At 57.6% G+C, this 24,547-nt stretch carries 29 protein-coding genes, 1 tRNA gene and 1 riboswitch; of the genes, 14 read left to right on the forward strand and 16 right to left on the reverse strand.

All coding sequences use genetic code 11. The annotated features are described in order from the left end of the window. The 3 genes from ACP6EK_RS01970 to ACP6EK_RS01980 are packed head-to-tail and all read right to left on the reverse strand — an operon-like array spanning nt 1 to nt 3,807. On the reverse strand, nt 1–1,518 hold the full coding sequence (locus ACP6EK_RS01970; RefSeq protein WP_438317135.1) for a DUF4384 domain-containing protein: 1,518 nt from the start codon (nt 1,516–1,518) through the stop codon (nt 1–3). A gap of 22 nt (nt 1,519–1,540) precedes the next feature. Continuing rightward, the gene (locus ACP6EK_RS01975) at nt 1,541–2,806 is read right to left on the reverse strand and encodes an ATP-binding cassette domain-containing protein (RefSeq protein ID WP_438317138.1); all 1,266 of its coding nucleotides are present in this window, start codon (nt 2,804–2,806) and stop codon (nt 1,541–1,543) included. Continuing rightward, the gene (locus ACP6EK_RS01980) at nt 2,803–3,807 is read right to left on the reverse strand and encodes a FecCD family ABC transporter permease (RefSeq protein WP_438317141.1); all 1,005 of its coding nucleotides are present in this window, start codon (nt 3,805–3,807) and stop codon (nt 2,803–2,805) included. Before ACP6EK_RS01980 ends, ACP6EK_RS01975 begins: the two co-directional genes overlap by 4 nt. A gap of 41 nt (nt 3,808–3,848) precedes the next feature. On the opposite strand from ACP6EK_RS01980, the gene ACP6EK_RS01985 reads away from it, so the two are divergent. Beyond that, nucleotides 3,849–4,166 (forward strand): hypothetical protein, encoded by a 318-nt coding sequence (locus ACP6EK_RS01985; RefSeq protein ID WP_438317143.1) that lies wholly within the window; start codon nt 3,849–3,851, stop codon nt 4,164–4,166. Here the strand turns inward: ACP6EK_RS01985 and ACP6EK_RS01990 are convergent. After that, a complete protein-coding gene (locus ACP6EK_RS01990) occupies nt 4,120–5,028 on the reverse strand; it encodes an ABC transporter substrate-binding protein (protein WP_438317146.1) in 909 nt (302 codons plus the stop codon). The genes ACP6EK_RS01985 and ACP6EK_RS01990 overlap by 47 nt on opposite strands. A 111-nt stretch (nt 5,029–5,139) precedes the next feature. Further along, nucleotides 5,140–5,316, reverse strand: a riboswitch (cobalamin riboswitch). A 54-nt stretch (nt 5,317–5,370) separates the two neighbouring features. Here ACP6EK_RS01990 and ACP6EK_RS01995 point away from each other — a divergent pair. The 6 genes from ACP6EK_RS01995 (at nt 5,371) to ACP6EK_RS02020 (ending at nt 7,734) form a co-directional block, all read left to right on the forward strand. Next, nucleotides 5,371–5,796, forward strand: a complete 426-nt coding sequence (locus ACP6EK_RS01995; RefSeq protein ID WP_438317149.1) for a hypothetical protein — start codon at nt 5,371–5,373, stop codon at nt 5,794–5,796. Between the two features lie 22 nt (nt 5,797–5,818). After that, nucleotides 5,819–5,893, forward strand: a tRNA-Val gene (locus tag ACP6EK_RS02000). Nucleotides 5,894–6,189: 296 nt separating this feature from the next. Then, nucleotides 6,190–6,480, forward strand: coding sequence for a nucleotidyltransferase family protein (locus tag ACP6EK_RS02005; RefSeq protein ID WP_438317152.1), 291 nt, complete (start codon nt 6,190–6,192; stop codon nt 6,478–6,480). Then, nucleotides 6,477–6,830 carry a HepT-like ribonuclease domain-containing protein gene (locus tag ACP6EK_RS02010; protein WP_438317155.1) on the forward strand — a complete coding sequence of 118 codons (354 nt, stop codon included), beginning with the start codon at nt 6,477–6,479 and terminating at the stop codon, nt 6,828–6,830. The genes ACP6EK_RS02005 and ACP6EK_RS02010 overlap by 4 nt, the downstream gene beginning before the upstream one ends. A 408-nt stretch (nt 6,831–7,238) precedes the next feature. After that, nucleotides 7,239–7,415, forward strand: a complete 177-nt coding sequence (locus ACP6EK_RS02015; RefSeq protein WP_438317158.1) for a nitroreductase family protein — start codon at nt 7,239–7,241, stop codon at nt 7,413–7,415. Nucleotides 7,416–7,605: 190 nt separating this feature from the next. After that, nucleotides 7,606–7,734 carry a hypothetical protein gene (locus ACP6EK_RS02020; RefSeq protein ID WP_438317161.1) on the forward strand — a complete coding sequence of 43 codons (129 nt, stop codon included), beginning with the start codon at nt 7,606–7,608 and terminating at the stop codon, nt 7,732–7,734. 5 nt (nt 7,735–7,739) lie between these two features. Here the strand turns inward: ACP6EK_RS02020 and ACP6EK_RS02025 are convergent, their stop codons facing one another. After that, nucleotides 7,740–8,207: a hypothetical protein gene (locus ACP6EK_RS02025; RefSeq protein WP_438317164.1), complete on the reverse strand. Its 468-nt coding sequence runs from the start codon at nt 8,205–8,207 to the stop codon at nt 7,740–7,742. Between the two features lie 135 nt (nt 8,208–8,342). Between ACP6EK_RS02025 and ACP6EK_RS02030 the strand changes: the two genes are divergently transcribed. From ACP6EK_RS02030 to ACP6EK_RS02040, 3 genes are read left to right on the forward strand one after another with little or no spacing between them, the layout of a single operon-like run. Beyond that, a complete protein-coding gene (locus tag ACP6EK_RS02030) occupies nt 8,343–8,705 on the forward strand; it encodes a HEPN domain-containing protein (protein ID WP_438317167.1) in 363 nt (120 codons plus the stop codon). A 23-nt stretch (nt 8,706–8,728) separates the two neighbouring features. After that, nucleotides 8,729–8,890, forward strand: a complete 162-nt coding sequence (locus ACP6EK_RS02035) for a HEPN domain-containing protein (RefSeq protein ID WP_438318828.1) — start codon at nt 8,729–8,731, stop codon at nt 8,888–8,890. Further along, a complete protein-coding gene (locus ACP6EK_RS02040) occupies nt 8,842–9,159 on the forward strand; it encodes a nucleotidyltransferase domain-containing protein (protein ID WP_438317170.1) in 318 nt (105 codons plus the stop codon). Before ACP6EK_RS02035 ends, ACP6EK_RS02040 begins: the two co-directional genes overlap by 49 nt. 147 nt (nt 9,160–9,306) lie before the next feature. Here ACP6EK_RS02040 and ACP6EK_RS02045 read toward each other — a convergent pair whose 3' ends face one another. The 6 genes from ACP6EK_RS02045 to ACP6EK_RS02070 form a co-directional block, all read right to left on the reverse strand. Next, a complete protein-coding gene (locus tag ACP6EK_RS02045; RefSeq protein WP_438317173.1) occupies nt 9,307–9,666 on the reverse strand; it encodes a flagellar protein FliT in 360 nt (119 codons plus the stop codon). Next, nucleotides 9,647–10,042: a flagellar export chaperone FliS gene (fliS, locus tag ACP6EK_RS02050; RefSeq protein WP_438317176.1), complete on the reverse strand. Its 396-nt coding sequence runs from the start codon at nt 10,040–10,042 to the stop codon at nt 9,647–9,649. The genes ACP6EK_RS02045 and fliS overlap by 20 nt, the downstream gene beginning before the upstream one ends. Nucleotides 10,043–10,047: 5 nt before the next feature. Next, nucleotides 10,048–11,400 (reverse strand): flagellar filament capping protein FliD, encoded by a 1,353-nt coding sequence (gene fliD / locus ACP6EK_RS02055; RefSeq protein WP_438317179.1) that lies wholly within the window; start codon nt 11,398–11,400, stop codon nt 10,048–10,050. Between the two features lie 11 nt (nt 11,401–11,411). Next, nucleotides 11,412–11,765 (reverse strand): flagellar protein FlaG, encoded by a 354-nt coding sequence (locus ACP6EK_RS02060; RefSeq protein WP_438317182.1) that lies wholly within the window; start codon nt 11,763–11,765, stop codon nt 11,412–11,414. Between the two features lie 70 nt (nt 11,766–11,835). Beyond that, complete coding sequence (flgL, locus tag ACP6EK_RS02065) at nt 11,836–13,305, reverse strand: flagellar hook-associated protein FlgL (protein WP_438317185.1); 1,470 nt, start codon at nt 13,303–13,305, stop codon at nt 11,836–11,838. A gap of 188 nt (nt 13,306–13,493) precedes the next feature. Further along, nucleotides 13,494–15,137, reverse strand: coding sequence for a tetratricopeptide repeat protein (locus ACP6EK_RS02070; RefSeq protein ID WP_438317188.1), 1,644 nt, complete (start codon nt 15,135–15,137; stop codon nt 13,494–13,496). Between the two features lie 149 nt (nt 15,138–15,286). On the opposite strand from ACP6EK_RS02070, the gene ACP6EK_RS02075 reads away from it, so the two are divergent. After that, the gene (locus tag ACP6EK_RS02075) at nt 15,287–15,991 is read left to right on the forward strand and encodes a hypothetical protein (RefSeq protein WP_438317191.1); all 705 of its coding nucleotides are present in this window, start codon (nt 15,287–15,289) and stop codon (nt 15,989–15,991) included. 168 nt (nt 15,992–16,159) lie between these two features. Continuing rightward, the gene (locus ACP6EK_RS02080) at nt 16,160–16,969 is read left to right on the forward strand and encodes a glycosyltransferase family 4 protein (RefSeq protein WP_438317194.1); all 810 of its coding nucleotides are present in this window, start codon (nt 16,160–16,162) and stop codon (nt 16,967–16,969) included. Between the two features lie 336 nt (nt 16,970–17,305). Here ACP6EK_RS02080 and ACP6EK_RS02085 read toward each other — a convergent pair whose 3' ends face one another. The 3 genes from ACP6EK_RS02085 to ACP6EK_RS02095 form a co-directional block, all read right to left on the reverse strand. Then, complete coding sequence (locus ACP6EK_RS02085) at nt 17,306–17,401, reverse strand: hypothetical protein (protein WP_438317196.1); 96 nt, start codon at nt 17,399–17,401, stop codon at nt 17,306–17,308. A 116-nt stretch (nt 17,402–17,517) separates the two neighbouring features. After that, entirely contained in the window at nt 17,518–17,724 is a 207-nt protein-coding gene (locus tag ACP6EK_RS02090; protein WP_438317199.1) for a type II toxin-antitoxin system HicB family antitoxin, read from the reverse strand. A 610-nt stretch (nt 17,725–18,334) separates the two neighbouring features. Next, nucleotides 18,335–19,231: a permease gene (locus ACP6EK_RS02095; RefSeq protein WP_438317201.1), complete on the reverse strand. Its 897-nt coding sequence runs from the start codon at nt 19,229–19,231 to the stop codon at nt 18,335–18,337. 160 nt (nt 19,232–19,391) lie between these two features. Here ACP6EK_RS02095 and ACP6EK_RS02100 point away from each other — a divergent pair, with 160 nt between their 5' ends. After that, nucleotides 19,392–20,543: a pyridoxal phosphate-dependent aminotransferase gene (locus ACP6EK_RS02100; RefSeq protein WP_438317204.1), complete on the forward strand. Its 1,152-nt coding sequence runs from the start codon at nt 19,392–19,394 to the stop codon at nt 20,541–20,543. Then, nucleotides 20,540–21,538 carry a 4-hydroxythreonine-4-phosphate dehydrogenase PdxA gene (gene pdxA / locus ACP6EK_RS02105; RefSeq protein ID WP_438317207.1) on the forward strand — a complete coding sequence of 333 codons (999 nt, stop codon included), beginning with the start codon at nt 20,540–20,542 and terminating at the stop codon, nt 21,536–21,538. The genes ACP6EK_RS02100 and pdxA overlap by 4 nt, the downstream gene beginning before the upstream one ends. Here the strand turns inward: pdxA and glgB are convergent. Both glgB and ACP6EK_RS02115 read right to left on the reverse strand, forming a co-directional pair. Next, the gene (gene glgB, locus ACP6EK_RS02110; RefSeq protein WP_438317210.1) at nt 21,506–23,680 is read right to left on the reverse strand and encodes a 1,4-alpha-glucan branching protein GlgB; all 2,175 of its coding nucleotides are present in this window, start codon (nt 23,678–23,680) and stop codon (nt 21,506–21,508) included. The genes pdxA and glgB overlap by 33 nt on opposite strands. Continuing rightward, on the reverse strand, nt 23,674–24,540 hold the full coding sequence (locus tag ACP6EK_RS02115) for a ribonuclease H-like domain-containing protein (RefSeq protein WP_438317213.1): 867 nt from the start codon (nt 24,538–24,540) through the stop codon (nt 23,674–23,676). The genes glgB and ACP6EK_RS02115 overlap by 7 nt, the downstream gene beginning before the upstream one ends. Nucleotides 24,541–24,547 lie beyond the last annotated feature (7 nt).

Below are 24,547 nucleotides of genomic sequence, written 5' to 3' on the forward strand. Positions count from 1 at the left end.
TCAGAAGACCACCACAACCCGCTGGAGGCGAACAACGCCTCTTGCCGGGCCCTCTGCAGTAATCCTCAGGATATTGGTCCCCTCGACGAAATCCCCCGCTACGGCCAGGAGCCGCTGTTCGGTGCCCGGAGTAAGTAAACCGCTCACCGCCGGAATGGTGCCGAGGTCTTTCCCGTTGAGCGTCACCCGCACCCGGGTGTTGGGGTCTCCCTGAACCCAGAGGTACACGGCACCCTCTTCAGGCACGCCTCCGGGGGAGAAACGGAACTCGAGCACCTCTCCACGGCGCATCTCGAGGAGGGAAACGTCGTTCACCGAAAACCCGGACACCACCCTCCCCTGGTAGCTCAGGCGGCTCCCGTTGTGCTTTGGAGAACCGCTTGAGAAATCCACGAAAAAGAGGGCTTCCGAGAGCACCGGGCGAACCCGCTCCACCGTGAGGGTAACGAAGGCTTCAGAAGGAGCGTACTGGGCGCTTCCCGGAAAGCGGGCCACAAGGTCGAAATCTCCTGTGGTCGCCACTCTGGGAGCAGTATAGAACACCCAGGCCCGACCGGAGGTGTCGGTGACGCTGGAAGGCGCACTCAGGGTTCCCTGAGGGACCTCCCACTCAATCGTGCGACCGGCCAGAGCCCGTCCCTCCCGGTCCCGGAGGTAGGCCACAATTCGTATCCGTTCCCCTGAGGCCAGGACGGTCTTTGCCGGTTCAATGCTGAGGTAGGTCTCAACGATTCTCTCACCCACCTCAACCGTGGCTGCCGCCGAAGAGGGGGCAAGGCGAACGTCACCCGGGAAACGCACCTCCACGGTCACCGTTCCCGAAAAGGAAGGTACGTAGAAGGTGTTCCGGGACATCCCACGAGCATCGGTCACGGTGCGGGTTGCAGCCAGGGAACCGCCACTTGCCGACCAGACGAGTTCCCGCCCCTCAAGGGGCTGACCTGAGGCAGTCGAAAGCGAGGCGGTGAACACGAGGGCGCTGGAGGGACCAACCTGAACCGTTTGAGGTTCCAGGGTAAGCACCGTTCCCTCCATCCGGGCCACCACCTGGAAATGCGTCCGGTCGGTCGCGTACTGGGCGTGGAAGATACGCCCTGCCTGATGCGGGGCCTGGATGAAGCGCTCAAGGTCCCCGTCCGAGACGGGGTCCCGGGTGAGGAGCACCACGAGCCGCTCGGTCCCTCCTGGACCCGTAACGCTTTTCGAGTACGTTTCACCGATACCGGCGCGAACAAACCGGTTCCGCACGAGGACCTGCACGTCGCCGCCCGGGAGGTAATCGATGAGGTTCACGTAGCCATCCCGGGTTGCCCGAAAACGAATGGTGATGGGGTCACCGATGTCATAGGTCGCACCCTCTCCCCGATCCACAGAGACGGAGACGTCCGCCGAACGGGGGATGGAGATGTACACTTGAGGATGGAGGGTGAAACGAAGGAGAACCTCTGCACGGGCAAGGCCCACCATGCTCCCCACCAAAAGCACAACCGCAAGAACCACCAAACCCCTCCGCTGCATTGTTGTCTCCTCCTTCACCTTTTCAAGCATTATACCACAAGCGACGCTCCAAGACCTGGAGGAGTTCCCGCAATTGGTGCACAACCTCGGCCCCCCGGGCGCAGAGCTCATGGAGCTTCCCCTGGGCCTCACCACCGGTGTAGTCCCGCTCCTTCCGCAGGGTCTCCGCAAACACAAATACCGGCTTTCCCTCCTCCCTAAGCTGCAGAGCGAGGTCGAGGTTGGCGACGTTGCCCCACCCCCAGAAGGTGGGAGCAACAACCACTGCGTCAGCCCGCCGGGCAAGCTCCAGGGCCTCTCTCAGCGCCTCCTCCCCAACGGGGGAAAAGGGTTTTTCCCGTACCACCGTGAATCCGAGACGCTCAGCCATCTCCTCGTCGGAATCAAACCGGTTGACCACCCCCACGCTCACCGAAAACCCCTCCTCAGAGAGGAGGCGCATAATGGGGATGCCACTCCCTCCACCGCAGATCAGGTGGACCCATCCTCGCTGTTTTTTCAGGACCCTTTCCCCCAGGGGGATAAAGAGCGGGCGGGCGGACAGGGGGTGGAGAACTTTCGTGAAGGGCACGCCGAAGAGCTCCTCTAAGGTGGCCTCGTGCAGAACGTCCTCGACTCTTCCAAAAGAGCAAAGCAGACCCTTTTTGAGAAGCAGCGCCTTTTCGCAGAATCGGGCCACCAGGTTCACGTCGTGGAACACGGCAACGACGGTGATCCCCAGGCGGACAAGACCCTGAAGGATGTTCAGGATTTCAAGTTCATGAGCCACATCAAGGTGGCTCGTGGGCTCATCAAGGAGAAGGAGCTCGGGTTTCTGGGCCAGGGCCCGGGCGATGAGCACCCGCTGTTTCTCTCCACCAGAGAGCTCGCTGAAGGGCTCCTCGGCAAAAGGGAGCGTCGAGGTCACGTCCATGGCCCAGAGCACGGCTTCTTCATCGGCTTTTGTTTCCCTCCGAAAACGAGAAAGGTAGGGGATTCTCCCCATCATGACCACATCGAAACAGGGGAGGTCCAGACGCCCAGGGATTTCCTGGAACACCACCGCGACCTTGCGGGCAAAGAGGCGGCGGGGGAAGGTAGCGATATCCCGCCCCTCGAGGAAAATAGTGCCCTCCTTCACTGGCAAAAGCCTTGCCAGAAGATGGACAAGCGTCGTCTTCCCCGAACCGTTTGGCCCCAGAACGCCCACGAAATCCCCACGCTCCAGGGCGAAGGTCACGCCACTCAGGACGCTCTCACCCTCGTGGTAGGCAAAGGAAACGTTCACGGCCTCAAGATAAGGCCTCATAAGCCTCTTTTCCTCTGGCGGAGGAGGTACACGAAAAAGGGAGCCCCAAGGAGACTGGTCACCACGCCCACAGGGAGCTCCACAGGATGGATGATGCTCCGGGCCAGGGTATCGGCAAGAAGGAGCACTGCGCCCCCGGTGCACAGAGACAGCGGCAGAAGCAACCGGTGGTCCTGAAACCCAAGAAGCCGCAGGATATGCGGCACCACAAGCCCCACAAACCCGATGACGCCGCTTGTGGCCACACAGCTTGCCACAAGCAGCGACACCACAGCAAGAACCCAGCGCTTGAAGCGCTCCACATCGACCCCCAGGCTCTCGGCGGCTTTCTCGCCCAAAAGAAAGGCGTTGAGTTCCCGCCCAAAAGACAGGAGAAAGGGGACGGCAAAGGCGAAAAAGGGGAGCACCATCCTGACCTCCCCCCATCCCCGGTTCCAGAACCCCCCCACGGTCCAGAAGACCACCTGGTGGAGGTTTTCTCCTGAAAGGAACATCCCGAGGGTGATGAGGGCGGAGAAGAAAAAGCCCACCGCAAGCCCTGCAAGGAGAAGTGTCTCCAGGGGAATCCTCCGTCCCACCCGGGCAAGGCGGAAGACGAGAATCGCCGTTCCCAGGGCGCTCAGGAAGGCAAAAAGCGGAACGGTGAAAAGCCCAAAGTACACCCCGGTCAGCATCGCCACCACTGCCCCAAAGGCTGCCCCTGAACTTACTCCGAGGATGTAGGGGTCAACGAGGGGATTCTGGAAAAGCCCCTGGAGTACGGTCCCGGAAAGAGCCAGTCCTCCCCCCACAAGAAGGGCAAGGACCACCCGGGGGAGGCGGATGGCAAAGAGGATAGTTCGTTCACTTGGGGAAAGCCCCCCAAAGTGGAAGAAAGCCAGGGAATCGGAGAGCGCATACCGTCCCTGACCCACCCCCTGGGCGAAAAACAGACTCACCCCGCAGAGGGCAATAAAGCCTGAAAGGAGAAAGGACTTTCGAAACCTCTTCCGCCGCTCCATGGCTCAGATTATACTCCCGAAAGGGAAGGGAGGAGAAGAGCATGCCCAGCGGGCAATCCTTGGTTTTCCGGAACGAGGACATCCAGGCCATTGTCTTAGAGATTCCCGAAGGCCACAAACACCTCCGCACCACCATCGTCCTCCAGGATGGCACCACCTTGATCTTCCAGGAAGCCACCGTCGCAAACCTCGTCCGGGCCTACATAACCGTCACAACGCACCCGACGAAGCAGCGGGTGGTCCTCACCGGAGTGCGGCTTCCCTTGCGTAAGGAAGGGTACGCCGAATGGCAGCTCCTTGAGGAAGACGAAATCACTCCTTCGAAGACTGGTACGGTCCAAAAATCTCCGGATGGATAATGGAGGCAAAGATGCGCAGGGCTTCAGTCACCCGCGGACCAGGACGGGAGACGATGTCGCTGTCGACCACAAACACCCGGCCTTGCCGTACCGCCTGGAGGACTCTGAGCCGCGTATCGGAGACGATGAAGTTGTAAGGGAGGTTTTCTCCGTGGGTGCTCACCACGGTGATGATATCGGGATTCCGGCGGAGGAGCTCTTCAAGGTCGAGGGTCACGTACCCTGAGAGGTCCTCCACGACGTTTTCCCCTCCAGCGAGGGTAATGAACTCATGGATGAAGGTGTCCTTCCCCGCCGTCCAGAGAGGGTCGTGCCAGATGACGTGGAACACCCGGGGTTTTTCTTCCTCCGGAAGACCGGAAACCCTGGCCTGAATTTCCTGGACGTTCTCCTCCATGGCTTGAGCCAGAGCCTCTCCTTCCTTTTCCTTCCCAAGGAGGAGGGCAACCTTCCGGATGCCTTCGATGACCTGGGAAATAGACTTTGGGTCAAGGACAAACACCGGGTACCCGAGTTTGGTCAAACGATCGACGACCTCAGGAGGCGTCAGGGACCCGGCAAGTACAAGGTCCGGTTCAAGGCGAACGATCGCCTCAAGGTCGACTTCGGTAATGCTTCCAACCTTTTCCTTTTTTTTCGCCTCCTCAGGGTAATCACAGTACGTCGTGACCCCCACAAGGCTTCCCTCTGCCCCCAGGGCAAAGACGATTTCAGTATTTGCCGGAGTGAGGGAGACGACGCGCGATGCAGGGCAAGACAGAGTGACCGTTCTCCCGGTATCGTCGGTGACCTCAAGCCCAAAGGCCGAAGGAAGTAGAAGGAAAAAGCAGAGAACAGAAAACGGCAAAATTCTTCGCCTCATCGCCCATGCCTCCTTGAGAGTTCGCGAAGGAGGAGGGGGAGAGGGAGGGCAATGCTCCACGCCTGGGGCGGAGTCCAGGACACTTCCCCACCTCCTCTTTCCGCGAAGAGCGGTTGGGATACGCTTCAGGCAGGTCTCCTGGCTTCCGGATCATCGCTTGAAGTGCGCCTTCCCAGGTCTCCCCAGTGGCACATGCACCCTGCTCCCCGGTCACAGTGGCGGGACCGCGCCGGATTCCCACCGGCTTCCCTATTGAGGACCACGTCCACCTGAAACGAACCACTATAAGTATACCACACTCTGTGGTACAATGGGCACTACACTCAGAAAGAAGGCAATGCGATGCTTTGCGAGGACATCGAAAAACTTGCTCAGGACCTCTCGGGGAAACTCGAGGGAAAGCGAGGCATTCTCACCCTCACCGTCACCGTTACCGAACGGAAGGGGTTTTTGCGGAAAGACCGTCTTGAGTACGTTGCCTGCTTCCGCATCGATGACAGTGCCAAAGTGCTCCACTTCTCCGAAATGCTGAAAGAACGGGGTTCAGGAATTGCCTCCGGCAAGGACGTCCAGGGCTTTGGCGTCACAAAGGAGGTCACACGGGTCACTCCCGGCCCAAGAAGCGGTACCATTGAGGAGCAATCGAATCTCTTCGGGGCAAAGTATGAGTACCGATTTGACTATGGGGCAATCCGAAAGGCTTTCGCAGATATCGCAGAAAGGCACGGCTTTAGGTTTGAGTACCACACTGGCTTTGGTAGCGTTTGAGTGTGGTATAATGAGAAACGGTGGGCGAATAGCTCAGGGGGAGAGCACTTGCCTTACAAGCAAGGGGTCAGAGGTTCGAATCCTCTTTCGCCCACCAGATAGGTAAAGCTCCGGAAGAAGCTCGTTCCCGCTTCTGGAACATTTGCTCACTTTCCCTGGTTTTTAGCAAGTCAAGCGAACAAGGTGAAAGCCAGAAAGGAAACCCTCTTCAGCCTCTACCTCGAAGATTTCTTCTTCCGGTGTCCTGCGACCGAAGAACACAATCCCCGGGTTTTTTATCCTCTGGGCCGGGATTCTGGTATACTCTCTCCTGGGAGGGTTGTCTTTCCCCGGTTTCCAGAAAAGGCCCTAGACTGGTGGAGCAATCCAGAGAAACTCCCGGGAGGCCTGAGCATGACGCTTGAGGAGTTACTGAAGGCAAAACGCGAGGAGATCCTCCGTGTATGCGCGAGATACGGTGCTCATAACGTGCGCGTTTTCGGCTCGGTGGCTCGCGGTGAGGCTACCGAAGAAAGCGACATCGACCTCATTGTTGATTTCGAACCAGGTCGGAGCCTCCTCGACCACGCCGGGCTGTGGCTGGAACTCCAGGAGCTTCTGGGAGTTAGGGTGGACGTGGTGAGTAGCCGTGGCCTCAAGGCCCGCATCCGCAAGCGAGTGTTGCAGGAGGCCGTTCCCCTGTGAGGAGCGCAAGGGAGCTCCTGCAGGACATTCTGGATGCCATTGCCAGAATCGAGCGCTACGCAGCTTGCGGGCAAGAGACGTTTGAGCAGAACGAACTGGTTCAGGTCTGGGTTCTGTATCACATCCAACTCATCGGAGAGGCAGCCGCACAACTCGGCAAAGCCTTTCACGAAGCCTACCCCGAGGTACCCTGGCCACAGATTGTCGCTATGCGAAACTTGCTCGTCCACAGATACTTTGGGGTGGACCTGGAGGAGGTCTGGAAAACGGTAGAAAAGGACCTCCCCGACCTTAAACGGAAGATCGAGACGCTTGTGAAGAAGCTGGAGAAGCCAGGGCGTGGGGAGTAAGTTGTGTCTTTAGGGTTCCCCGCCTTACAAGCAAGGAGTCAGAGGCTCGAATCCTCTTTCGCCCACTAGATGTTTCAAGGCTTTTGACCACCCGTTCACCCCTCAAAAGCGTGTTGGGACAGCAACGGAAAGTCAAGCCTATCAATCTTGTTTGGCATTGCCCAAAGGGCTGTGGGGCTCTTTGCACCGCTTCCTACTGCAAGGGTCATTCTTCACAGCTACCACAAAGGGTAAGGTAGTAGGACAGTCTCTCCCCGACACTCCCAAGTTCACAGGGTAGTAAAAAACTTTGCCTTTGTGAGGACCGAGGGCCCGAGCAATCTGGGCCAATTAAAGATAAAAACCCGCCATTCCAAGCTTCTGGTGAGGTACACTACCCACAAATAGAGTTCTCAGGGAGGCCTCACCATGCAGGACGTCATCAAGCTCATCAAATCCCGAAGGAGTATCAGGAAGCACAGGGACCAGGAGGCTCCCCGGGAAATCCTCGAGGACCCTGTGGACTGTGGAAGGCTGGCTCCCTTAGGGTACAACAGGCAACCCTGGGTTTTTGTGGTGGTCAACGAAAAAGAACTCAAACAGTAACTTGCCGAACTCTGCCAGTGGGGGAGATTCCTACAGGAGGCAGGAGTAGCCATGCCGTTTTCTGTGAAGAAGAAGCAAAAACGGCTTGAGAGGGTGCCTGTGGGAAGCGAAAAAACACCATCACCGCCACTTTAGCCTATGGCCCTGGGATCTCTGGGTCAACTCGTACCAAAAGGCGCACTCAAAGGCGGTGGAACTGCTGGTTCACTGCTTGGAGTACCTCGGGCCTGCAGTCATCCTTGCCGTGGGGTATCCGGAAGCAATCCCGCCGGCACCGAAGAAAGACCTCGCAGAGGCTATGCGCTGGCAGACCTTCTGAGATGCTTACGGGAGCTGGCGAATGAGGTTGCCCTGGGCATCGTAGAAACCGATGACTGGTTCTCCTTCGGCCAGGGCCATCCCCATGCGCAGGGAGCCTCCAGGGTCCCCAAAGGCAATACCGGCAATGTCCTCCACCAGGGCGATGCCCATTCTGGGAACTCCGTGAGTGTCGCAGAGGGCAATGCCGGCCACGTCTTTTGTCAGGACCATGGCCATACGCATGCTCCCATCAGGACCAAGGAACGCAAAGACCGGACCCTCGGGAGCCGACGACAGGGTTACCCGGGCATTCCCCAGGGAATCAACCAGGACAAACCTCTCCGCCACGATTTCCCTGTTCCACCGCACAAATCCAAGGAAACCCAGGGCAAACACGCCAAGGAACATGAAAAGAAGGACAACCCGAAGCCGAAAGTTCTCCTCTTCCAGTCTCTTCATGCGCCTTGAAAGACTCTGAAGGTCTTCGCCCATTTCCCCCCCTCCCTTTCTTCCTATTATGCCACTTCCTCCTTCCTTCTGTCATGCTGACCCACTGCGGAACTCCAGAGAAAGAAGGCCGTTTTCGACCACCGTCTTTTTTGCTACTCTGAGCCAGGGGGCAGCGAGGTGCTCCAGAAGGAGTCCGGGATGGCTCCGGAAAGCGAAACGACAGGCTCGCAGCGACAGAACGGGATTCATCGCGAGGGCCGAAGCACTTCCCTGTCCTTGAGGGGAAAAATCGCCTTGCAAGATAGGGGGTCAACGGGAATCTGGTACAATAAAGCCATGAGGAGGATTACCCTCAAGTGGCTCAAACAGGCTGAAGCTGACCTCCGGGCAGCCTGGGATAGCTACAGGGCCCGGCACTATGGGTGGAGCTACTTTCAGGCGCAGCAAAGCGAAAAGAAGGCACTTAAAGCCTACCTTTACGAAAAGGGGTACACCTCCGTAATGACGCACCTCGCAAAGGGCTCGTTCGAGAGTGTCTGAAGTTCAACGAGGCATTCCAGGCTATCGCCCGGGACGCAAAGCGCCTCGATACGTTCTATATTCCCACAAGGTATCCAAATGGCCTTTCTGGGGAACTCGCCCCAAGCGAATTCTATGAGGAGGAGGATGCGAGGAAGTGCCTAAGCTCTGTCGAGTCGATCCTGCAGACTGTGAAAAGCTTATAAAGGCCTTTGCGGCACAGCTCAGGTCCCTCCTCCCCATAGCGAAGATCTCCCTCTATGGCTCCTTTGCCCAGGGGGAAATCCACGAAGGAAGCGACATCGTTACCGTCGGCGACTTTCGGGAGCGGTTCTTCGAACGCATTGGGCGTATCCTCGAGCTCACGAACCTCCCGGTAGAGCCCCTGGTCTATACTCCCGAAGAGTTCAAGGCCATGAAGGCCTTGAAGAATCCCTTCATCGAAGGAGTTCTGAGAGCAGGGATAGAGCTTTGACCAAAGTTCGCCGGAAGCTTCCTGAGGGCGAAATCCGTAGGATTTCGAAAGTCCCCGATGTGCCAAAGCGAGATTCTCTGCCGCTTCGCGGCCTGGGAGAGACGGGTTGCTCCATCGCGCGGCCAGGGTAAAACCGCAAGGAGACTGTTACCCTTCTCGCTCTATAAACCGGGAAGATGCCGGGCCTCCCAGGCTTTCGCGGAAAGCCCTCATGGCCTGGACGGTTTTCTGTCCCTCTTTGAGAGAGGCGAGTTCCCTTTTCAGGAGTTCCTCAACCCAGTGGCGGACTTCTTCGTCCTTTTTCACAATTTCCTGAAGCAGGGCAAGAGCCTGGGAACGGTCAGTATCTCCGAGCTCCTGGAGTAGTGGACCGAGGGCATCGATGAGGTGCTGGCGAGCGGTGAGATATTCCGGAAGATGGTCGAGACTCCCCGCAAGAACCTCGCCATGCATTGCCAGGGTGACCTTGAGGAGCTCCTCGAGGAGCTCAAGAGGTTCTCTGCCCATAGGCCTCAAGTTCCTTCCAGGCGTCGCGCAGTCCGGAGAGAATGCGGATGACCCCGGGGAGCACCTCATCGTAGTTTTCCCCGTTCATCCGGGCGCATTCCCGAAGGACGAACCGGTACAGGGCGAAGAGGTTCTCCGCAATTTCTCCTCCGTCTTCGAAGTTGAGGCTGCCGAGAAGCTCAAGGACGATTTTCTCTGCTTTCCCGATGTGCATCCGGGCTAAAACCCGGTCCCCTTCGGCGAAAGCCCGTTCGGCAAGCTTCAGGAACCTGATCGCTCCATCGTACAGGAGAACCACAAGCCTCACCGGTGAAGCAGTGTTCACGGTGTTCTCTTCGTAAAACCTCCGGGCCATGGTCGCGTTGTAAGTACCCATTGTCCTCAGCTCCTCCCCGCGAGTTTATTGAGGTTGGCAATCTGCTGGGTGAGCCAGTTACTTTGCGTCTGCATAGCGCCAAGGAAACTCTCCAGAGCCGCAAACTGTTTCAGCCACCGTTCCTTCTGCGCCTCAAGGCGCTCCTCCATGAGAGCAATGCGTTCATCGAGGTCTTTGATGACCCGCTCATAAAACTTCTCAGTGCTCCGCATAACCCCTCCGTAAGGGTCGGTCACAAAGCGGAGGTACTCCTTGAGCGATGCCGCCACACCCCCCTCTCCTGCAAAGAGCTCCCGCACCGCCTCGAGGTTGCTCTCAAGGGCCTGTGCGAGTTTCCCCTCATCAACAAGGAGGTTGCCATAACGGTCCAGAGTCATGCCCAGGTCCATGACGCTCTGGTAGACCCCTGAAGCAACCCGTCCGGTGAGGCGGCGCACAAGTTCTGCCGCCACTCGGGTAAGGGTCGTTTCCCCAAGGAGGGCCCCGGCGGTCTTCGTCTCAGAGTCGTAAGAGGTGTTGTCCCTCACAAACTGCAGGAAGTCCTTGAGGGCGCCGGTGAAGTCCAGAATGGCCTTTTTCACCGCTTCAAGGTCCCGGGAAACGGTCACGGTGACGTTTCCGGCCTTTTGAATGGTAAGGGTTATCCCGGGAATGAAGTCGGTGATAATATTTGAGGGCCCCTCGTACACTACGGGGTTTGTCCCGCCAAGAAGCACCCGGGCATTCTGGGCTGCCTGAACCTCGGTCCAGCCCGGGATTTCTGCCTCCCCTCCCGAGAGGGCCACGCTGATAGTCATGGCGTTCTCAAGCCCTGTTTTCTCACTCACCAAAAAAAGCCGGAAACCCTCCTGCGTCTTCACGATGGTGGCCCGGACCCCGGCTTTCGCCCGGTTGATGGCGTCCCGGATCCCCGAGAGGGTGTTGTTGGAGGCATCGATAGCGATTTCCGTGACTTTCCCTCCCACCGTAATGGCGATGGTTCCCTCCCCAAAGCGGGTGGTGTCGGTATCGGTATAGGCCAGGGAGGTGGCCAGCTGGTGGGCGGTGGCCACCTGTTCAACGGTGAGGACATAGGTCCCTTCCTGAGCACCGCTTCTTAGGGCCACCGAGAGGGCATCACCTGTGGTCGTGGCTTTTTTGGCTAGGAAGGTAGAAGAAAGGGAAAGGCTCAGAGCGCTACTTTGTAGCGCCAGGAGCTTGGTGTTTGCCGTCTGCCAGAGGGTGAGCCTGGTGGTATAGGTTTGTTTTTTCTCCTCAAGCCGGGTGATGGGAGCTCGCTCAGCTTCAGCGAGCTTCTCGATGATTTCTGATGTCTTGAGCCCCGAAATGAGCCCGTCGATACTCAGCGTTCCGGCCATGTTCTCCCTCCTCAGACGACCTCATCCACAAGGATTCCCGCAAGCTCCTGGAGCTTGGCAATCATATCGAGGAACTTCTCCGGAGGAATCTCCCGAATGACCTCGCCCGTTTCCCGGTTCACGATACGGGCGATAAGCTCCCCGGTGGGCCGGTGGACGGTGAAATGGAGCTCGAGACTGAAGACCTCAAAGAGGCTTTTCAAAACCTTCCCAAACTCCTCAACTTTCTCGGGGTCAAGAGGCGCCGACGCTCGCAGTGCCGCTTCCTTTCCCCCTTCCTGAGGCTTTGCCGCCTCTTCCTCCCGCTGAAGCGCAGGGGAAGAGAGGAGAAGCCGGTTCTCCATTTTCTGTCCTTCAACCCTCATCGCTGCCACCCCTACCCTTCAAACAAAGAAAGAGGGAAGGGCACGTGCCCTTCCCTCTTTGCCTTTCTATTTACCGGAGCAGCTGGAGCACCGCCTGCGGCAGGGTGTTGGCCTGGGCGAGCATGGCCACACCGGCCTGGAGGAGAATCTGCGACCTCGTGAACTCCATCATTTCTTCGGCCATATCGACATCGCGGATACGGGACTCAGCGGCAGCGAGGTTCTCCTTCGCCACCCCGAGGTTGGCAATGGTGTGCTCAAGACGATTCTGATAGGCACCGAGCTTGGACCGTTCTGTGGAGACGTCGTTGATGGCAAGGTCAATCTTGGCGATGGATTCCTCAGCCTCAGTCTGGCTCAGAACGCTAATCCGGTCAACACCCAGCGCTTTGGCCCGCATGTCCCGGATACTCACGGTCATCGTCTGGTCTTTGTTGGCACCGATATGGAGCGTCACCGCACCACTTGCATCAACCACCGCTGAGAACTGTAACTCGGCACCGGCTTCAAGCTCAAGCTTTGAGGGGTCAATGGTGATGGAGAGCCCGTCGGCGTCATTCCCGGGAGCTACAAGGGTCAGCGTTCCACCCTTCCCTATGGCTGCCTGCCCATTGATGGTGCCCACAATGTCCGTTCCAGCATCGGAGAGGACGGTTTCGTCACCATCGGTCAGACCAAGGTCTTTCAGAAGATTATTGTCTCCAGAAACATTGATGGTGGCACTGCTACCGTAGTTGATAGAAGTGAGGACGATGCTATTGCCGCTGACTGCTGCTTCGACACCAGTGAGGTTTTTGACGTTGTTGATCTTCAGGACCACGTTGTCCAGGTTTTCACCTGATACCACGTTGATGGCGACACCGTTGAGGACAATGGTACCATTATAGTTAACCGTATCATCTGTCGCGTCCACTCCTCCGATTTGGGCCCTGGTAGCGTTCTGGGTGATGACGACGGTGTACACTCCGGCCTTGGTGTTCGTCCCTGGGGTCATGCGGGTGACAAGGGCATCAAGGTCTCCCGCGGCTATAGCGCTACCCGCATTATAGGCAACTCCGTTCACCGTTACCGCTCCGCCACTTGCCAAACCATTCTGCTCTGTTACTGCATACCCGGCCTGGCCGTTCAGGAGCTTTTTGGTGTTGAACTCGGTGGTGTTACCGATGCGGTCGAGTTCCTCAATGAGCTGGTTGATTTCTTTCTGAATCTGCTCCCGGTCATCCGGGGTAAGGGTGTCGTTCGCCGCCTGGACGGCAAGCTGCCGCATCCTCTGGAGAATGGAGTGCGTTTCGTTCAGGGCCCCTTCAGCCGTCTGGATGAGCGATATAGCATCCTGCGCGTTCCGGATGGCCTGGGCAAGCCCCTTAATTTGCCCCCGCATCTTCTCCGAAATCGCTAATCCTGCAGCATCATCCGCCGCCCGGTTGATCCGGAGACCCGAAGAGAGCCGCTCTAAAGACTTCGAGAGGGCGCTGTCTGTCGCCACCAGATTGCGGTGGGCATTGAGCGCCGTGATATTCTGGTTAATCCGAAGACCCATTGAACTCAACCTCCTCCTGAGGTATTCTCAAGGCATCCCTGCCTCACACCAAAACACGCAAACCAGCCCAACTGAGTTCTCCTACTCTTCCCTTCTCTCCTTTCTCCTCCCGTTCACCTCCTTTTCCCGCTTCCACCCTAATATATCGACGGGGTTTTCCAGAACTTTAGGGGGAAAGACAAAAATTTTTACCCGAGATTTTCCCGAAGCCACACAAGGTACGACTTCGCCTTGTCGATTTTCCCCTCCTCCACAAGGAGCTGGAGGAGGTTGCCGAGAATCGTGCCATTTCTGGGGTCAAGGCGCAGGGCCCGCTCGAGGTACTCTTCGGCTTCTTCAGCACGGCCCCGCCGAATCAGGGCTACTGCGAGGTTGTTGAGCACCCCAGGGTCTTCAGGACAGTGCTCGAAAGCTCTCCGGGCATAGCGCTCGGCTTTCTCCTCGTCTCCCGTCATTGCCGCACACTGGGCGAGGGCCACGTGGAGGTCTGCAAAGTCCACCCGGAAAAAGACCATGAGGGATGTACTCTTTGTGGCATCGACCGTGAGGACCTTCTCGAAGGACTCCAGGGCTTTCTCCCACTCCTCGGCCCTCTCGTACACCTTGCCGTACACGTACCAGAGGTCCGGAAGATACGGGTCGTGTTCCTCGACCCGGGCCAGGTACTCCAGGGCTTTCTCCGTATTCCCCTCCATGCCCTCCATGAAGGCAAGATCAAGGTGTACAGAAAGCGTCGAAAATCCAAAGCCCTTCGAGAGGCGGAGCACCTTCTCAAAGAGTGCCCGGGCCTTCTTTTGCTCTCCCCGGAAGAGGTACGAACGCCCGAGGTAGGCGAGGATATCGGGGTCTTTCGGGTTCTCCTTGAGGGCAAGGAGCAGAAGACGGAAGTTCCGTTGATTGACTTTCTCCGTAACCTTCTTCGCTTCTCTGTAGCCGTGGTGGAGGATGGCAACCGTGGTCAGGCGGAAAATCTTCCCGCCCATGGAGAGGATGGTGCCCTCAACCGTCTCGTGGACCCTCCTCCGGAAACGGATACGGGGGTCATTGCGGAACACCCGGACGAGGTAGTTGGTCATGACGTTGCGGCCTTCGCAGTCCAGGGGGCTCCGGATGGGGAGCATGAACCCTGTGCAATCCGTCACCCCAAGGAGTGCCTTAAGCCGGAGGAACTCCGTTTGATCCACCTCGTCATCCGCATCGAGCACGAGAATCCACTCCCCGGTGGCATGGCGAAGGGCCTCGTTCCTTGCCGCGGCAAAGTCGTCGCACCAGGGGAAATCGTACACCCGGGCTCCGAAAGAGCGGGCAACCTCCCGGGTTCGGTCTGAAGACCCGGTATCGACAAGGATGACTTCGTCCACAAGGCCACAAACGGAGGACAGAACCCGGGGGAGGTTGGCCTCTTCGTCTTTCGCAATCATGCAGAGGCTCAGAGAAGGGAAGCGAACCCCCATTTTCTCGCACAGAAAGAGGTAATTCTCCTGGGCATCCCGGAGGTCAGGGAAAAGCCTCAAGGCATGGGCAAAGGAAGCCCTGGCATCAGAAAGCTTTCCCTGCGCCACGTATACCGCCCCGAGGTTATTCCATCCCTCAGCGTACTCTGGATTGAGCCGCACTGCCTTCCTGAGGAGTTTCTCCGCTTCCCTGTACTTCCCCTGGTGATAGGCCAGAACCCCAAGGCCATTGGCCAGGATGAAGTGTTCTTTCCCGGTATTCTGAGCTTTCCGGAAGCACTCTTCCGCCTCGGCGAAACGCCCCTCCTTAAGGAGTGCATCCCCCTTTTCGAGGAGTTCCTCAAAAGAGGGCGTTCCTTCTGCCACCATCTGGAGCATCTGCACCACCCCTCAGAGATTTATCGACAGGAACGCAAAAAGCTTAACCCCTATTTCTAAGCTTAGAGAAAAAACTGTGCCAGATATTCTGGCATAAAACTTCATCTCTGGGCTTCAGAAAGGAAGCCAAGGGAAGGGAATGGCACTCCATGCCTTTGAGCTTTGTTCAGGCCATACCGGTCATTATCGAACAGGTTGTCCATCTCAGGCCCAATTCCATTCTCGACGTGGGAATAGGTTTCGGAAAGTATGGAGTGCTCCTCCGGGAAGTGCTGGAGCTCCCTTATGAGAGGTATGCGAGAAGCCAGTGGAAGGTGACAATCGACGGTGTTGAGGCTTTTGAGGGGTACCGGAATCCCATACACGAATTTGCGTACAACCGTGTCTTTTACGGAAGGATTGAAGACGTCCTCCCTTCTTTAGGCCAGTACGACGTCATTCTCCTCATAGACGTTCTCGAACACTTTGAAAAAGAGGAAGGGAGAAAGCTCCTCCAGGATCTCTTGCTGCACGCCCGAAAATCCCTCCTTCTCTCAACGCCGCGATTTCCTGCTCCTCAGGGTGCGTATCTTGGGAATGCCTTTGAGGCCCACAAAAGCAGGTGGCACATCCTTGACTTTGTGGACTTTGATTGCAGTTACCTCCACATCCCCATCGGGAACAACGGTGCGGAGGTCTTCCACCTTTTCCCCACACAATCTGCCTCTCGGAAGCAGGATGATGCCGCCTTTATACCGGAGGCGCAGAAAAAAGAGCTTAGCGGCCCCCTCACCATCGGTGCCTACATTCCTCACAAGCACCTCACCGGAGGAATGAAAATGTTCTTTGAATACCTTCGGATTCTCAAAAGATGAGGGCATAACATTGTACTCTTCTGGCGAGGAGAAAGGAACGAAAGCGCTATCCCTGAGTGGAGCCGCCTCAGCCGAAGCGAGGTACAGGAAATCCTCATATCTCACCATGAACCGATACTGCCCTTTGTCAAAGAGTGCGACGTGGTTATCGCTTTATGGTTTCAACAAATGGAAGAACTCGCCGAATCGCCTGTCCCTGTGGTGCTCTTCGAACAGGGAAGCGAATTCCTCTTTGGAGACTACCAGGACCTCCGCCCTGATTCTCCGGTGCGCCAGCTCCTTCGGAGGAATTACACCACCCCCTGGCCCATCATCACCGTCTCTCCTCTCCTTGACGCTATTCTCAGGATCCGGTATGGCCGGAAAACTACGGTCGTGCCGAATGGTGTTGATACAAACTTCTACCACCCAGGTAAAGAGAAGAGCAAGAACACCGTACTCCTTGTGGGAAACCCTCAACTCCGCTTTAAAGGATTCGACATCGCTCTGCAGGTCCTTGAAAAGGCCTGGCGCATCTACCCCAACTTTGAAGTCCACTGGGTGTGTCAGGTCAGCCCAAGGGTGTACGGCATCTCCTTTCCCCTCAAAATCGTCCTCAACCCCCCTCAGGAGGAACTCGCCAGATACTACCGGGAAGCCACGGTTTTCCTTTTTACCTCCTGGTACGAGGGCTTTGGCCTTCCCCCTCTTGAGGCCATGGCTTCGGGCACGGCAGTGGTTGCCACAGACTGCGGCGGTATCAGAACCTACGCTCAGGAGGGCTACAACGCTCTCCTTGCCGAACCGGGCGACGTGGATTCGCTTGCCTATGCACTCGTCTTTCTCCTGCAAAACGAAGAAGCCCGGAAGGTTCTCGAAGAGAGAGGAAGAGCAACTGCTCTTGAGTTCAGCCTGGAAAAACAGGCGCTGAAACTCGAAAAGGTGCTCCAGGGTATCGCAAGAACCCCTCTCCTCTCCTTTTTCAGAACCACAGGGTGAAGGGTTCCTCGCTGTGGTGGGGGCCTTTCTCCCTGCCGTTCCAGGGAAAAGCGATGCAATAATCCAGGTACGGGACTGCTTCGGAAGCGAAAATGCGACCTCGCAGTGACACCCTCCGCCAGTCATTGCGAGGGCCGAAGGCCCGAAGCAATCTGGCAGTCGAGACTGCTTCGCTGGGCAAAAAAACGAGGCTTGCAGTGACAGGGAAAAAGGACGGTACCTACGACCTCGCGGTGACAAAAGGGGAGGGCGAAAAATGAGCCTGCAATGACTCCCCGAGGGACAAAAACCTTTCAGGCGGTGAAGGATTCCGGCAGAGGACGATTTTCCCAGAAATTACTCCCGAAGGACCCTCCGAAATTCTTCTTCCGAGATTCCCATCTGGCGGAGGATGCTCCTTGTGGTCCCCATCGGGATTTCCCGCCTCCCCATAGGGAGAATGACCACCTTTCCCGAGGGGTGCCTGAATTTCCCGTGAGCCAACCCTTCTGGGAAACGAAAAATCGAACCCTCTCAGGACCGTCCCGACTTCTTTTGAGGAATAGAGCTCAGACACGTATTTTCTCTCTACCAATCATGATTTCGTCGATTTCTTGAAGGGTAACTTCTTCCCCTTCAAGGTAGAGCTCCACAGCCTCCTTGAGGTTGGCTATGGCCTCTGCAATGGTCTCCCCAAAAGACGAGACATCCACATTCAGGCACTGGGCGACATAGTACTGGCCCTCTTTCCAGAGGACAAAGTCAATGGTTCTCATGGAAAACCTCCAGGATTCTGCTTCCCATTCTACCACCGAGTAGGGAGCGGTCAAGGTCGCAATGTTCTCCCGGGGTACTCTTTGCCACCGGAAGGACAATTTCCCCGGACAACCCAAGAACCGAAATGTGAGGTTCCTGCGTAGACAAGGCCATAAGCTTGTAACGACCTTTTTGTGCGTTGTTTCGGGGAACGCAGTGACAGAGCAATCCGGCGGACATTTCTCCACCGTTGCGAGCAAAGCGCAACCCAAAGAGACTGCTTCGGAGACGACACGACGACCTCACAGTGACACAGCGGGGTCACTGCGAGGGGCGAATCCCCGAAGCAATCCGACGGACGTTTTCTCCGTCGTTGCGAGCAAGGCGAAGCAGCTTCGTATCTCCACAGGATGAGAGAGGAGACTGCTTCGCAGACGAAATTACGAGCTCGCAGTGACACAGGAAAAGGGCAAGACGAGAGCTCGCAGTGATACTCCTCATCAGTCTTTCCGAGCCGCGAAGCGGCGAGGAATCCCTGAGACTGCTTCGGAAACGACGACCTCGCAGCAACAGAGAGAAAGGGCGAAAAACGAGGTGTACGGCGACACGATAGAGGTTCAAGGCCGAAAACTACCCGAGGACGAAAAAGACAAAGCCCATCTCCACGGCAAGGAAGAAAATGAGAAGGGCAAAAAGGAGGACAAAACGGGGACGGAAGGCGGAAAAAAGCAGCGCAAGCTCAGGAATGCTCACTCCTCCTGCCCCGCTCACCAGGAAAGCCACAATGACTCCGGGGCTCACCCCCTTTTCCAGGAAGGCCTTCCCCAGGGGCAATACGAGTTCCGCCCGCAGGTACAGGGGAATCCCAAGGAGCGAGACCCAGAGAATCGCCCCGGGATCCCGGGGGGCAATGATCCGGAAGATGAGGTCCTGCGGAAGGAAAAACTCCACCAAAACCCCAAGGGCACTCCCAAGAAAAAGGAAAGGGAGAATGCTCTTCGCAAGGTCCCACACGCCACGGAGCACCCGTCGGAACTCGCCGCGTGGAACGCTCCTCTCCCAAGAGAGGGGGAAATTCCCCGGGCGGGGACAGTCGTCCCGCACCCAGAAAGCCACCGGCACCAGGGCAAAGAGGTACCCCAAAAGCACGGTCTGGGAGAAGACAAGGACGGTATACAGGACCGCCCGCTGCCACCCAAAAAGGGTGGCAAGAAACGAAGCGAGAATAGGGTTGAGAAGCGGCGAAACAAAGAGGAACGAAGCCACCGCCTCAAAGGGCACTCCGAAGCGGAGGAAAGAAATCGCCAGGGGAACGGTGGAATACGAACACAGAGGCGTCAGAGCACCAAAGGCTCCCCCAAGAAGGCTCGAAAGCACTGCAGGCCTTTTCCGGGTCAGAATGCCCTCGATACGTTCCTCCGGAAAAAAGAGGAGCACCCACTCCAGGGCGAAGGCAATCCCAAAAAACACAAGAGCGAGTTCCCCTACACCAAGCAGGAACTCCCGAATAGCCGCAAGAAGGAGCATCGTTTTTATCCTCCTGGGTCACAACGAGGTGTCTTCAATATACCCGAAAAACGGCCAAAACGCCAGAAACCCGCAAAAAGAGCGCGCAACTTCAGGTAACCTCCCCTTCCCCATCCTGTACCCTGCGGTATAATACGGCCAAAAACGGAGGAGGACAACCATGGTCCACATCCCCGAAGACATCCTGAACCTCCCCCGCTCCGGTATCCGGGAACTCATGGGCATGGCGCTCTCGCTCCCCGGGGCCATTCGCCTTGAAATGGGTGAACCCCATTTCCCCACACCCCGGCCGATTCTCGAGGGACTCAGGGACTTCTTCTTCCAGGGGGAAATCCGCTACACCCCCACAGTGGGCATTCCGAGCCTCCGGGCAAAAATCGCCGAAAAGCTCAAGCGAGAAAAAGGCTGGGAGGTTACTCCCGATGAGGTCATCGTGCTTCCCGGGTCGCTCTTCGGGACGGTGACGGTCTTCCGTACGATTCTTGGGCCTCAGGATGAGGTGCTCGTGCCGGACCCCGGATTCACCAACCACCTCTTCCAGGTGGGCCTCTGCGGTGGTCGGGCCGTTCACTACCACCTCCGCCCCGAGAACTCCTATCTCCCCGATGTTGCCGAAATCGAGCGGTGCATCACCCCAAAAACCAGGGCTATCCTCGTGAACTCGCCTTCAAACCCCCTCGGGGTGGTTTTCCCCCGCGAAGTCCTCGAAACCTTAGCTCGCCTTGCCGAAAAGTACGACCTCCTCGTCATCTCCGATGAGGCCTACGAGAAGTACGTCTACCAGGGAGCACACCTGGGGCTTTTCCGGTTCGTTGCTCCGGAGCGCCTGGTGAGCATCTTCTCCTTCTCCAAAACCTATGCCCTCACCGGGTGGCGGGTGGGGTACATGGTGGCACCAAAGGACCTTGTGCCCCATCTTGCCAAGGTTGCCGAATACCTCATTGCCTGCACTTCTCACCTCTCCCAGAAGGCGGCAGAAGTTGCCCTTGACCTTCCCGAAGAAGAAGTCCAGAAAATGGTGGAGTACTACAGGGGCAACGTCCGTGTGGCTTCGGATCTCCTCAGAGATGGGGGGTTTCGCTTCTTCGAACCCCAGGGGGGTTACTACATCTGGGTCGATGTGCGGGAGTTCGGCATGACCTCTCTGGACTTCTGCAAGGCCTTCCTCCGGGAGAAATCCGTCGCCCTGGCTCCTGGGGACACTTTTGGCGAGAGCGGTGAGGGATTCGTGCGAATCTCCATCTGCCGGAAAAGGGAAGACGTGGAAGAGGGTATCCGGAGACTCGTAGCCTTCAGGAGGGAGAGGCGATGAAGGTTCCGGTTCTTGCCCTCACCATGGGAGACCCTGCCGGAGTGGGGCCGGAAATCGTGGTAGGGACTCTGGCTTGCTGGGGCCTTGAGGCCGAGGCCTGTGTGGTGGGAGACCGAAGGGTGCTCGCAGAAGCCGAACGCATCCTTGGTGTTTCCATTCCCTGGAAGGAGGCCCGCTTCCCCCTCGAAGGCAACGGACCCTTCCTCCTTGACCTTGCCAACGCCGACCCGGGAACCTTCTCCTTTGGGGAGATTTCCCCACTCTGCGGGCAGGCGAGCTTCGAATACGTCCGGAAAGCAGTGGAGCTTGCCCTATCAGGTTTTGTCGATGCTTTAGTCACTGCCCCCATCAGTAAGGAAGCGCTCCACAGGGCCTCCGTCCCCTACATCGGCCACACCGAGATGCTCGAGGCGCTCACCCAAGCAAAAGAAGCCCTTACCATGTTCCAGGTGGGCAATCTGCGGGTCTTCTTCTTCACAAGACACCTCCCCCTCCGGGAGGCCATAGAGCGGGTGAAGCGGGAAGCCCTTGCCCACTTTGCCCGACTCGTCTTCCTGTACCTCCGAGCCCTGGGTATAGAAACCCCCCGGGTGGCCTTTGCTGCGCTCAACCCTCATGCCGGAGAAGGAGGACTTTTGGGGAAAGAGGAGCAGGAAGAAATTGCCCCGGCTGTGTCTTTACTCCGACAGGAAGGCTACGAGATTTCCGGTCCTTACCCTGCGGATTCGGTCTTTTTCTTTGCCTTCCAGGGGAAATTCGACGCCGTCATTTCCCTCTACCACGACCAGGGGCACATCGCCACGAAATGCCTCGATTTCTTCCGGACCGTGAGTGTCACCCTGGGGCTTCCTTTTCTGCGGACCTCTCCAGACCATGGAACGGCCTTCGACATCGCTGGAAAGGGCGTAGCGCGTTTTGAGAGCATGTATGAAGCCTGTCGGATTGCCGCCCAGTACGCACCTTTATACGCCCCGCCACTTGAAGATGCAACATGAAAGAGGGGGGAGGGTCAGAGAAAGGGAGTACGGTCTTCCGTGGGCGGGGACCTCTTCGGCCCACACACCTCCGAGGTTACCGAGGTTGCTGCCGTAGTAGAACGCCGAGTCGCTGTTCAGGATTTCCTCGTAGAATCCTGGCCGGGGAATCCCAACACGGTAGGCAAAGCGCGGAACGGGCGTAAAGTTCAGGACAAAAACGAGGAGGTCATTGGGGTCTTTGCTTTTTCGGAGAAAGGCGATCACGGAGTTCTCGGCATCGTGACAGTCGATCCACTCGAAACCCTCGGGTTTTGTGTCGCACTCCCACAGTGCCCGCTCCCGCAGGTACAGGTGATTGAGGTCTCGAACGTAGCGGTGGAGTTTCCGGTGCGGTTCGTCATCGAGAAGGAACCAGTCTAACTCTCTGTCGTGGTTCCACTCCCGACGCTGCCCGAACTCCCCACCCATAAAGAGGAGCTTCTTCCCGGGGTACCCGAACATGAGGCCGAAAAGGAGCCGGAGGTTGGCGAACTTCTGCCAGTCGTCACCGGGCATCTTCTCAAGAAGGCTCCGTTTTCCGTGCACCACCTCATCGTGCGAAAGAGGGAGAATGAAGTTCTCGGAAAAGGCGTACCAGATGGGGAAGGTGAGGTTCGTGTGGTGGTACTTCCGGTAGATGGGGTCCTTGCTCATGTAGAGGAGGATGTCGTTCATCCAGCCCATGTTCCACTTGAAGAGAAACCCCAGCCCCCCTGCGTAAGGTGGCAGGGTCACCCCAGGCCAGGCGGTGGACTCTTCAGCGATGGTGGCAATACCGGGGAAAGCGGTGTACACCCGCTCATGGAGGAAGCGTAAAAAATCGATGGCTTCGAGGTTCTCCTTTCCCCCGAAGCGGTTCGGAACCCACTCTCCTTCCTTCCGCCCGTAGTCAAGGTAGAGCATTGAGGCCACGGCATCAACCCGCAGGGCGTCGATGTGGAATTGCTCAAACCAGAAAAAGGCGTTGGAGAGGAGAAAGCTCCGCACTTCACAGCGCCCGTAGTTGAAGATGTAGCTCCCCCAGTGGGGGTGCTCACCTTTCCTGGGGTCAAGGTGCTCATAAAGCCCTGTTCCATCAAACCGTCCAAGACCATGGGCGTCTTTGGGGAAGTGGGCAATAACCCAGTCGAGGATGACCCCAATGCCCTCCCGGTGGCACAAATCCACAAAGGCCATGAAGTCCTTGGGTGTCCCGAAGCGGCTTGTGGGGGCAAAGTACCCGGTGACGTGGTACCCCCAAGAACCATCGAAGGGGTGCTCGGCTAAAGGCAAAAGCTCAATATGGGTGTACCCCATCTCCTTTGCATAGGGAATGAGCTCTTCGGCAACCTCCCGGTAGGAAAGGAACGACCCGTCGGGCTTTCGCTTCCAGGAGCCGAGGTGCACTTCGTAGATGTTCATGGGGGAAGAGAGGAGGTCCACGGTCTTCCGCCGTTCCATCCACTCCGCATCCTGCCAGGGGAAGCCAGAGAGGTCAAAGATGACGGAAGCGGTTTTCGGGCGGACTTCAGAGAAGAAGGCGTAAGGGTCGGCCTTCAGAAGGAGGTGTCCTTCTTTGGTTTTGATCTCAAACTTGTATCGCTCCCCCTCCCCAATCCCCGGGACGAAGATTTCCCAGACCCCCGAGCTTCCCCGGGGTCGGAGGAGGTGCACCCGCCCATCCCAGCGGTTGAAATCCCCCACCACACTCACCCGAAGGGCATTGGGCGCCCAGACGGCAAAGTGCACTCCTGGAAACCCCTCAAGCACCACCACATGGGCGCCGAGCTTCTCGTAAACCCGGGCATGGGTCCCCTCGTTGAAAAGGTGGAGGTCGAAGTCGGTCAGAAGCGGGGGGAAGGCGTAAGGGTCGGGGGTAACAAAGACCCGACCTTCCTCCACGATTTCGAGAAGGTACGGAAAAGCCTCCCGCTCCCCGGTCCTCGCCACGAAAACCCCTCCGGGGTGGACTCGCTCGGCAGGGTAGCGTTTTCTTCCATCCCGGGAAAGCACGGTGACGCTTTCGGCAAAGGGCCGGAAAACCCGAACGACCACGGTTTCGCTTTCCCGGTGCATTCCCAGGAAAAAAGAGGGGTCAGAGAGGTCACCCCGCACAAGCGCCTCACAGATGTCCCTCACCATACCTCCCCCTTCCTCGAGAGCATCCGCAGGCGTTCGAAGAACACCTCGTCGAGGATTTCTTCATGGACCCGGTAGGGAATGAGGATTCTCTTGCGGGGTTCGGGAAGCAGCGGACGGGAAAGGGGGAGACGGCGGACCTTCTCATTGTAGGCGAAGACCATGAGGCGCTCGAGATTCACGGTATCGGCGACGTTGTAGGCAAGAAGGGTCTCCAGAGCCTCCGGACACCCATCCCGGTACTTCCGCCAGAGGAGCACCGCCGTGTACCCATCGACTCCCCGCAACAGCCCCCGGTCGATGCCAATCGCCCGTTCACAGGCCTTCAGGCCCCCGCTGAAACCAAGGCTTTTCATGACGTAGCGAAGGTCAAGGTGCACCTGGGGAAGACGCACCCCGAGGCTTCGTTCAAGAAACGGCAGGTCGAAACACTTCCCGTTGAAGGTGATGATGAACCGGTACGCCATGACCTCCTCGAGGAAATCCCGAAGGTTCATGCCGTGGATGAAGGTCTTTATGCGGTACCCGTCAAAGAGGGTGATGGCGGTGACGTGGTCTTCGGGAGGGTTGAGCCCCGTGGTTTCGATATCGAGGAAAACCGCCTGGTGGCGAAACTCGGGGAAAAGGCGCCAGAGTTCCCTCCCGGGGAGGTGCTCCCCGAAAAAGGCGATGTCCTCCTCTTCAAGGTGCAGCATGGACTTCTCAAGAAACGACCGGAGGCGAAGGGCCAGAGACCTCGGAACAAGGGTGTCAGGAAGCGAGTTCACCAGCGCATCTTCCCAGGTCCATATCCCTGCCTCCCAGATGCGCCACTCGGTCCTTTCCCCCACCTGAGGAATGTGACAGAACGTCGAGGAAAGCATGACGCCC

The organism is Candidatus Caldatribacterium sp. SIUC1 (genome assembly GCF_051549785.1).
GTDB lineage: Bacteria > Atribacterota > Atribacteria > Atribacterales > Caldatribacteriaceae > Caldatribacterium.

Bases quoted from the DNA above. Each gene is read 5' to 3' on its own strand.
- ACP6EK_RS02090 (WP_438317199.1), bottom strand. From the start codon at position 17,724: ATGAGAACCATTGACTTTGTCCTCTGGAAAGAGGGCCAGTACTATGTC.
- ACP6EK_RS02015 (WP_438317158.1), top strand. From the start codon at position 7,239: ATGCAGGACGTCATCAAGCTCATCAAATCCCGAAGGAGTATCAGGAAG.
- flgL (WP_438317185.1), bottom strand. From the start codon at position 13,305: ATGGGTCTTCGGATTAACCAGAATATCACGGCGCTCAATGCCCACCGC.
- fliD (WP_438317179.1), bottom strand. From the start codon at position 11,400: ATGGCCGGAACGCTGAGTATCGACGGGCTCATTTCGGGGCTCAAGACA.
- ACP6EK_RS01970 (WP_438317135.1), bottom strand. From the start codon at position 1,518: ATGCAGCGGAGGGGTTTGGTGGTTCTTGCGGTTGTGCTTTTGGTGGGG.
- ACP6EK_RS01980 (WP_438317141.1), bottom strand. From the start codon at position 3,807: ATGGAGCGGCGGAAGAGGTTTCGAAAGTCCTTTCTCCTTTCAGGCTTT.
- ACP6EK_RS02085 (WP_438317196.1), bottom strand. From the start codon at position 17,401: ATGGGGAGGCGGGAAATCCCGATGGGGACCACAAGGAGCATCCTCCGC.
- ACP6EK_RS01995 (WP_438317149.1), top strand. From the start codon at position 5,371: ATGCTTTGCGAGGACATCGAAAAACTTGCTCAGGACCTCTCGGGGAAA.
- ACP6EK_RS01985 (WP_438317143.1), top strand. From the start codon at position 3,849: ATGCCCAGCGGGCAATCCTTGGTTTTCCGGAACGAGGACATCCAGGCC.
- pdxA (WP_438317207.1), top strand. From the start codon at position 20,540: ATGAAGGTTCCGGTTCTTGCCCTCACCATGGGAGACCCTGCCGGAGTG.
- ACP6EK_RS02025 (WP_438317164.1), bottom strand. From the start codon at position 8,207: ATGGGCGAAGACCTTCAGAGTCTTTCAAGGCGCATGAAGAGACTGGAA.
- ACP6EK_RS02115 (WP_438317213.1), bottom strand. From the start codon at position 24,540: ATGCTTTCCTCGACGTTCTGTCACATTCCTCAGGTGGGGGAAAGGACC.
- ACP6EK_RS01975 (WP_438317138.1), bottom strand. From the start codon at position 2,806: ATGAGGCCTTATCTTGAGGCCGTGAACGTTTCCTTTGCCTACCACGAG.
- ACP6EK_RS02060 (WP_438317182.1), bottom strand. From the start codon at position 11,765: ATGAGGGTTGAAGGACAGAAAATGGAGAACCGGCTTCTCCTCTCTTCC.
- ACP6EK_RS01990 (WP_438317146.1), bottom strand. From the start codon at position 5,028: ATGAGGCGAAGAATTTTGCCGTTTTCTGTTCTCTGCTTTTTCCTTCTA.
- ACP6EK_RS02075 (WP_438317191.1), top strand. From the start codon at position 15,287: ATGCCTTTGAGCTTTGTTCAGGCCATACCGGTCATTATCGAACAGGTT.
- glgB (WP_438317210.1), bottom strand. From the start codon at position 23,680: ATGGTGAGGGACATCTGTGAGGCGCTTGTGCGGGGTGACCTCTCTGAC.
- ACP6EK_RS02100 (WP_438317204.1), top strand. From the start codon at position 19,392: ATGGTCCACATCCCCGAAGACATCCTGAACCTCCCCCGCTCCGGTATC.
- ACP6EK_RS02080 (WP_438317194.1), top strand. From the start codon at position 16,160: ATGGAAGAACTCGCCGAATCGCCTGTCCCTGTGGTGCTCTTCGAACAG.
- ACP6EK_RS02070 (WP_438317188.1), bottom strand. From the start codon at position 15,137: ATGCTCCAGATGGTGGCAGAAGGAACGCCCTCTTTTGAGGAACTCCTC.
- fliS (WP_438317176.1), bottom strand. From the start codon at position 10,042: ATGGGTACTTACAACGCGACCATGGCCCGGAGGTTTTACGAAGAGAAC.
- ACP6EK_RS02045 (WP_438317173.1), bottom strand. From the start codon at position 9,666: ATGGGCAGAGAACCTCTTGAGCTCCTCGAGGAGCTCCTCAAGGTCACC.
- ACP6EK_RS02005 (WP_438317152.1), top strand. From the start codon at position 6,190: ATGACGCTTGAGGAGTTACTGAAGGCAAAACGCGAGGAGATCCTCCGT.
- ACP6EK_RS02095 (WP_438317201.1), bottom strand. From the start codon at position 19,231: ATGCTCCTTCTTGCGGCTATTCGGGAGTTCCTGCTTGGTGTAGGGGAA.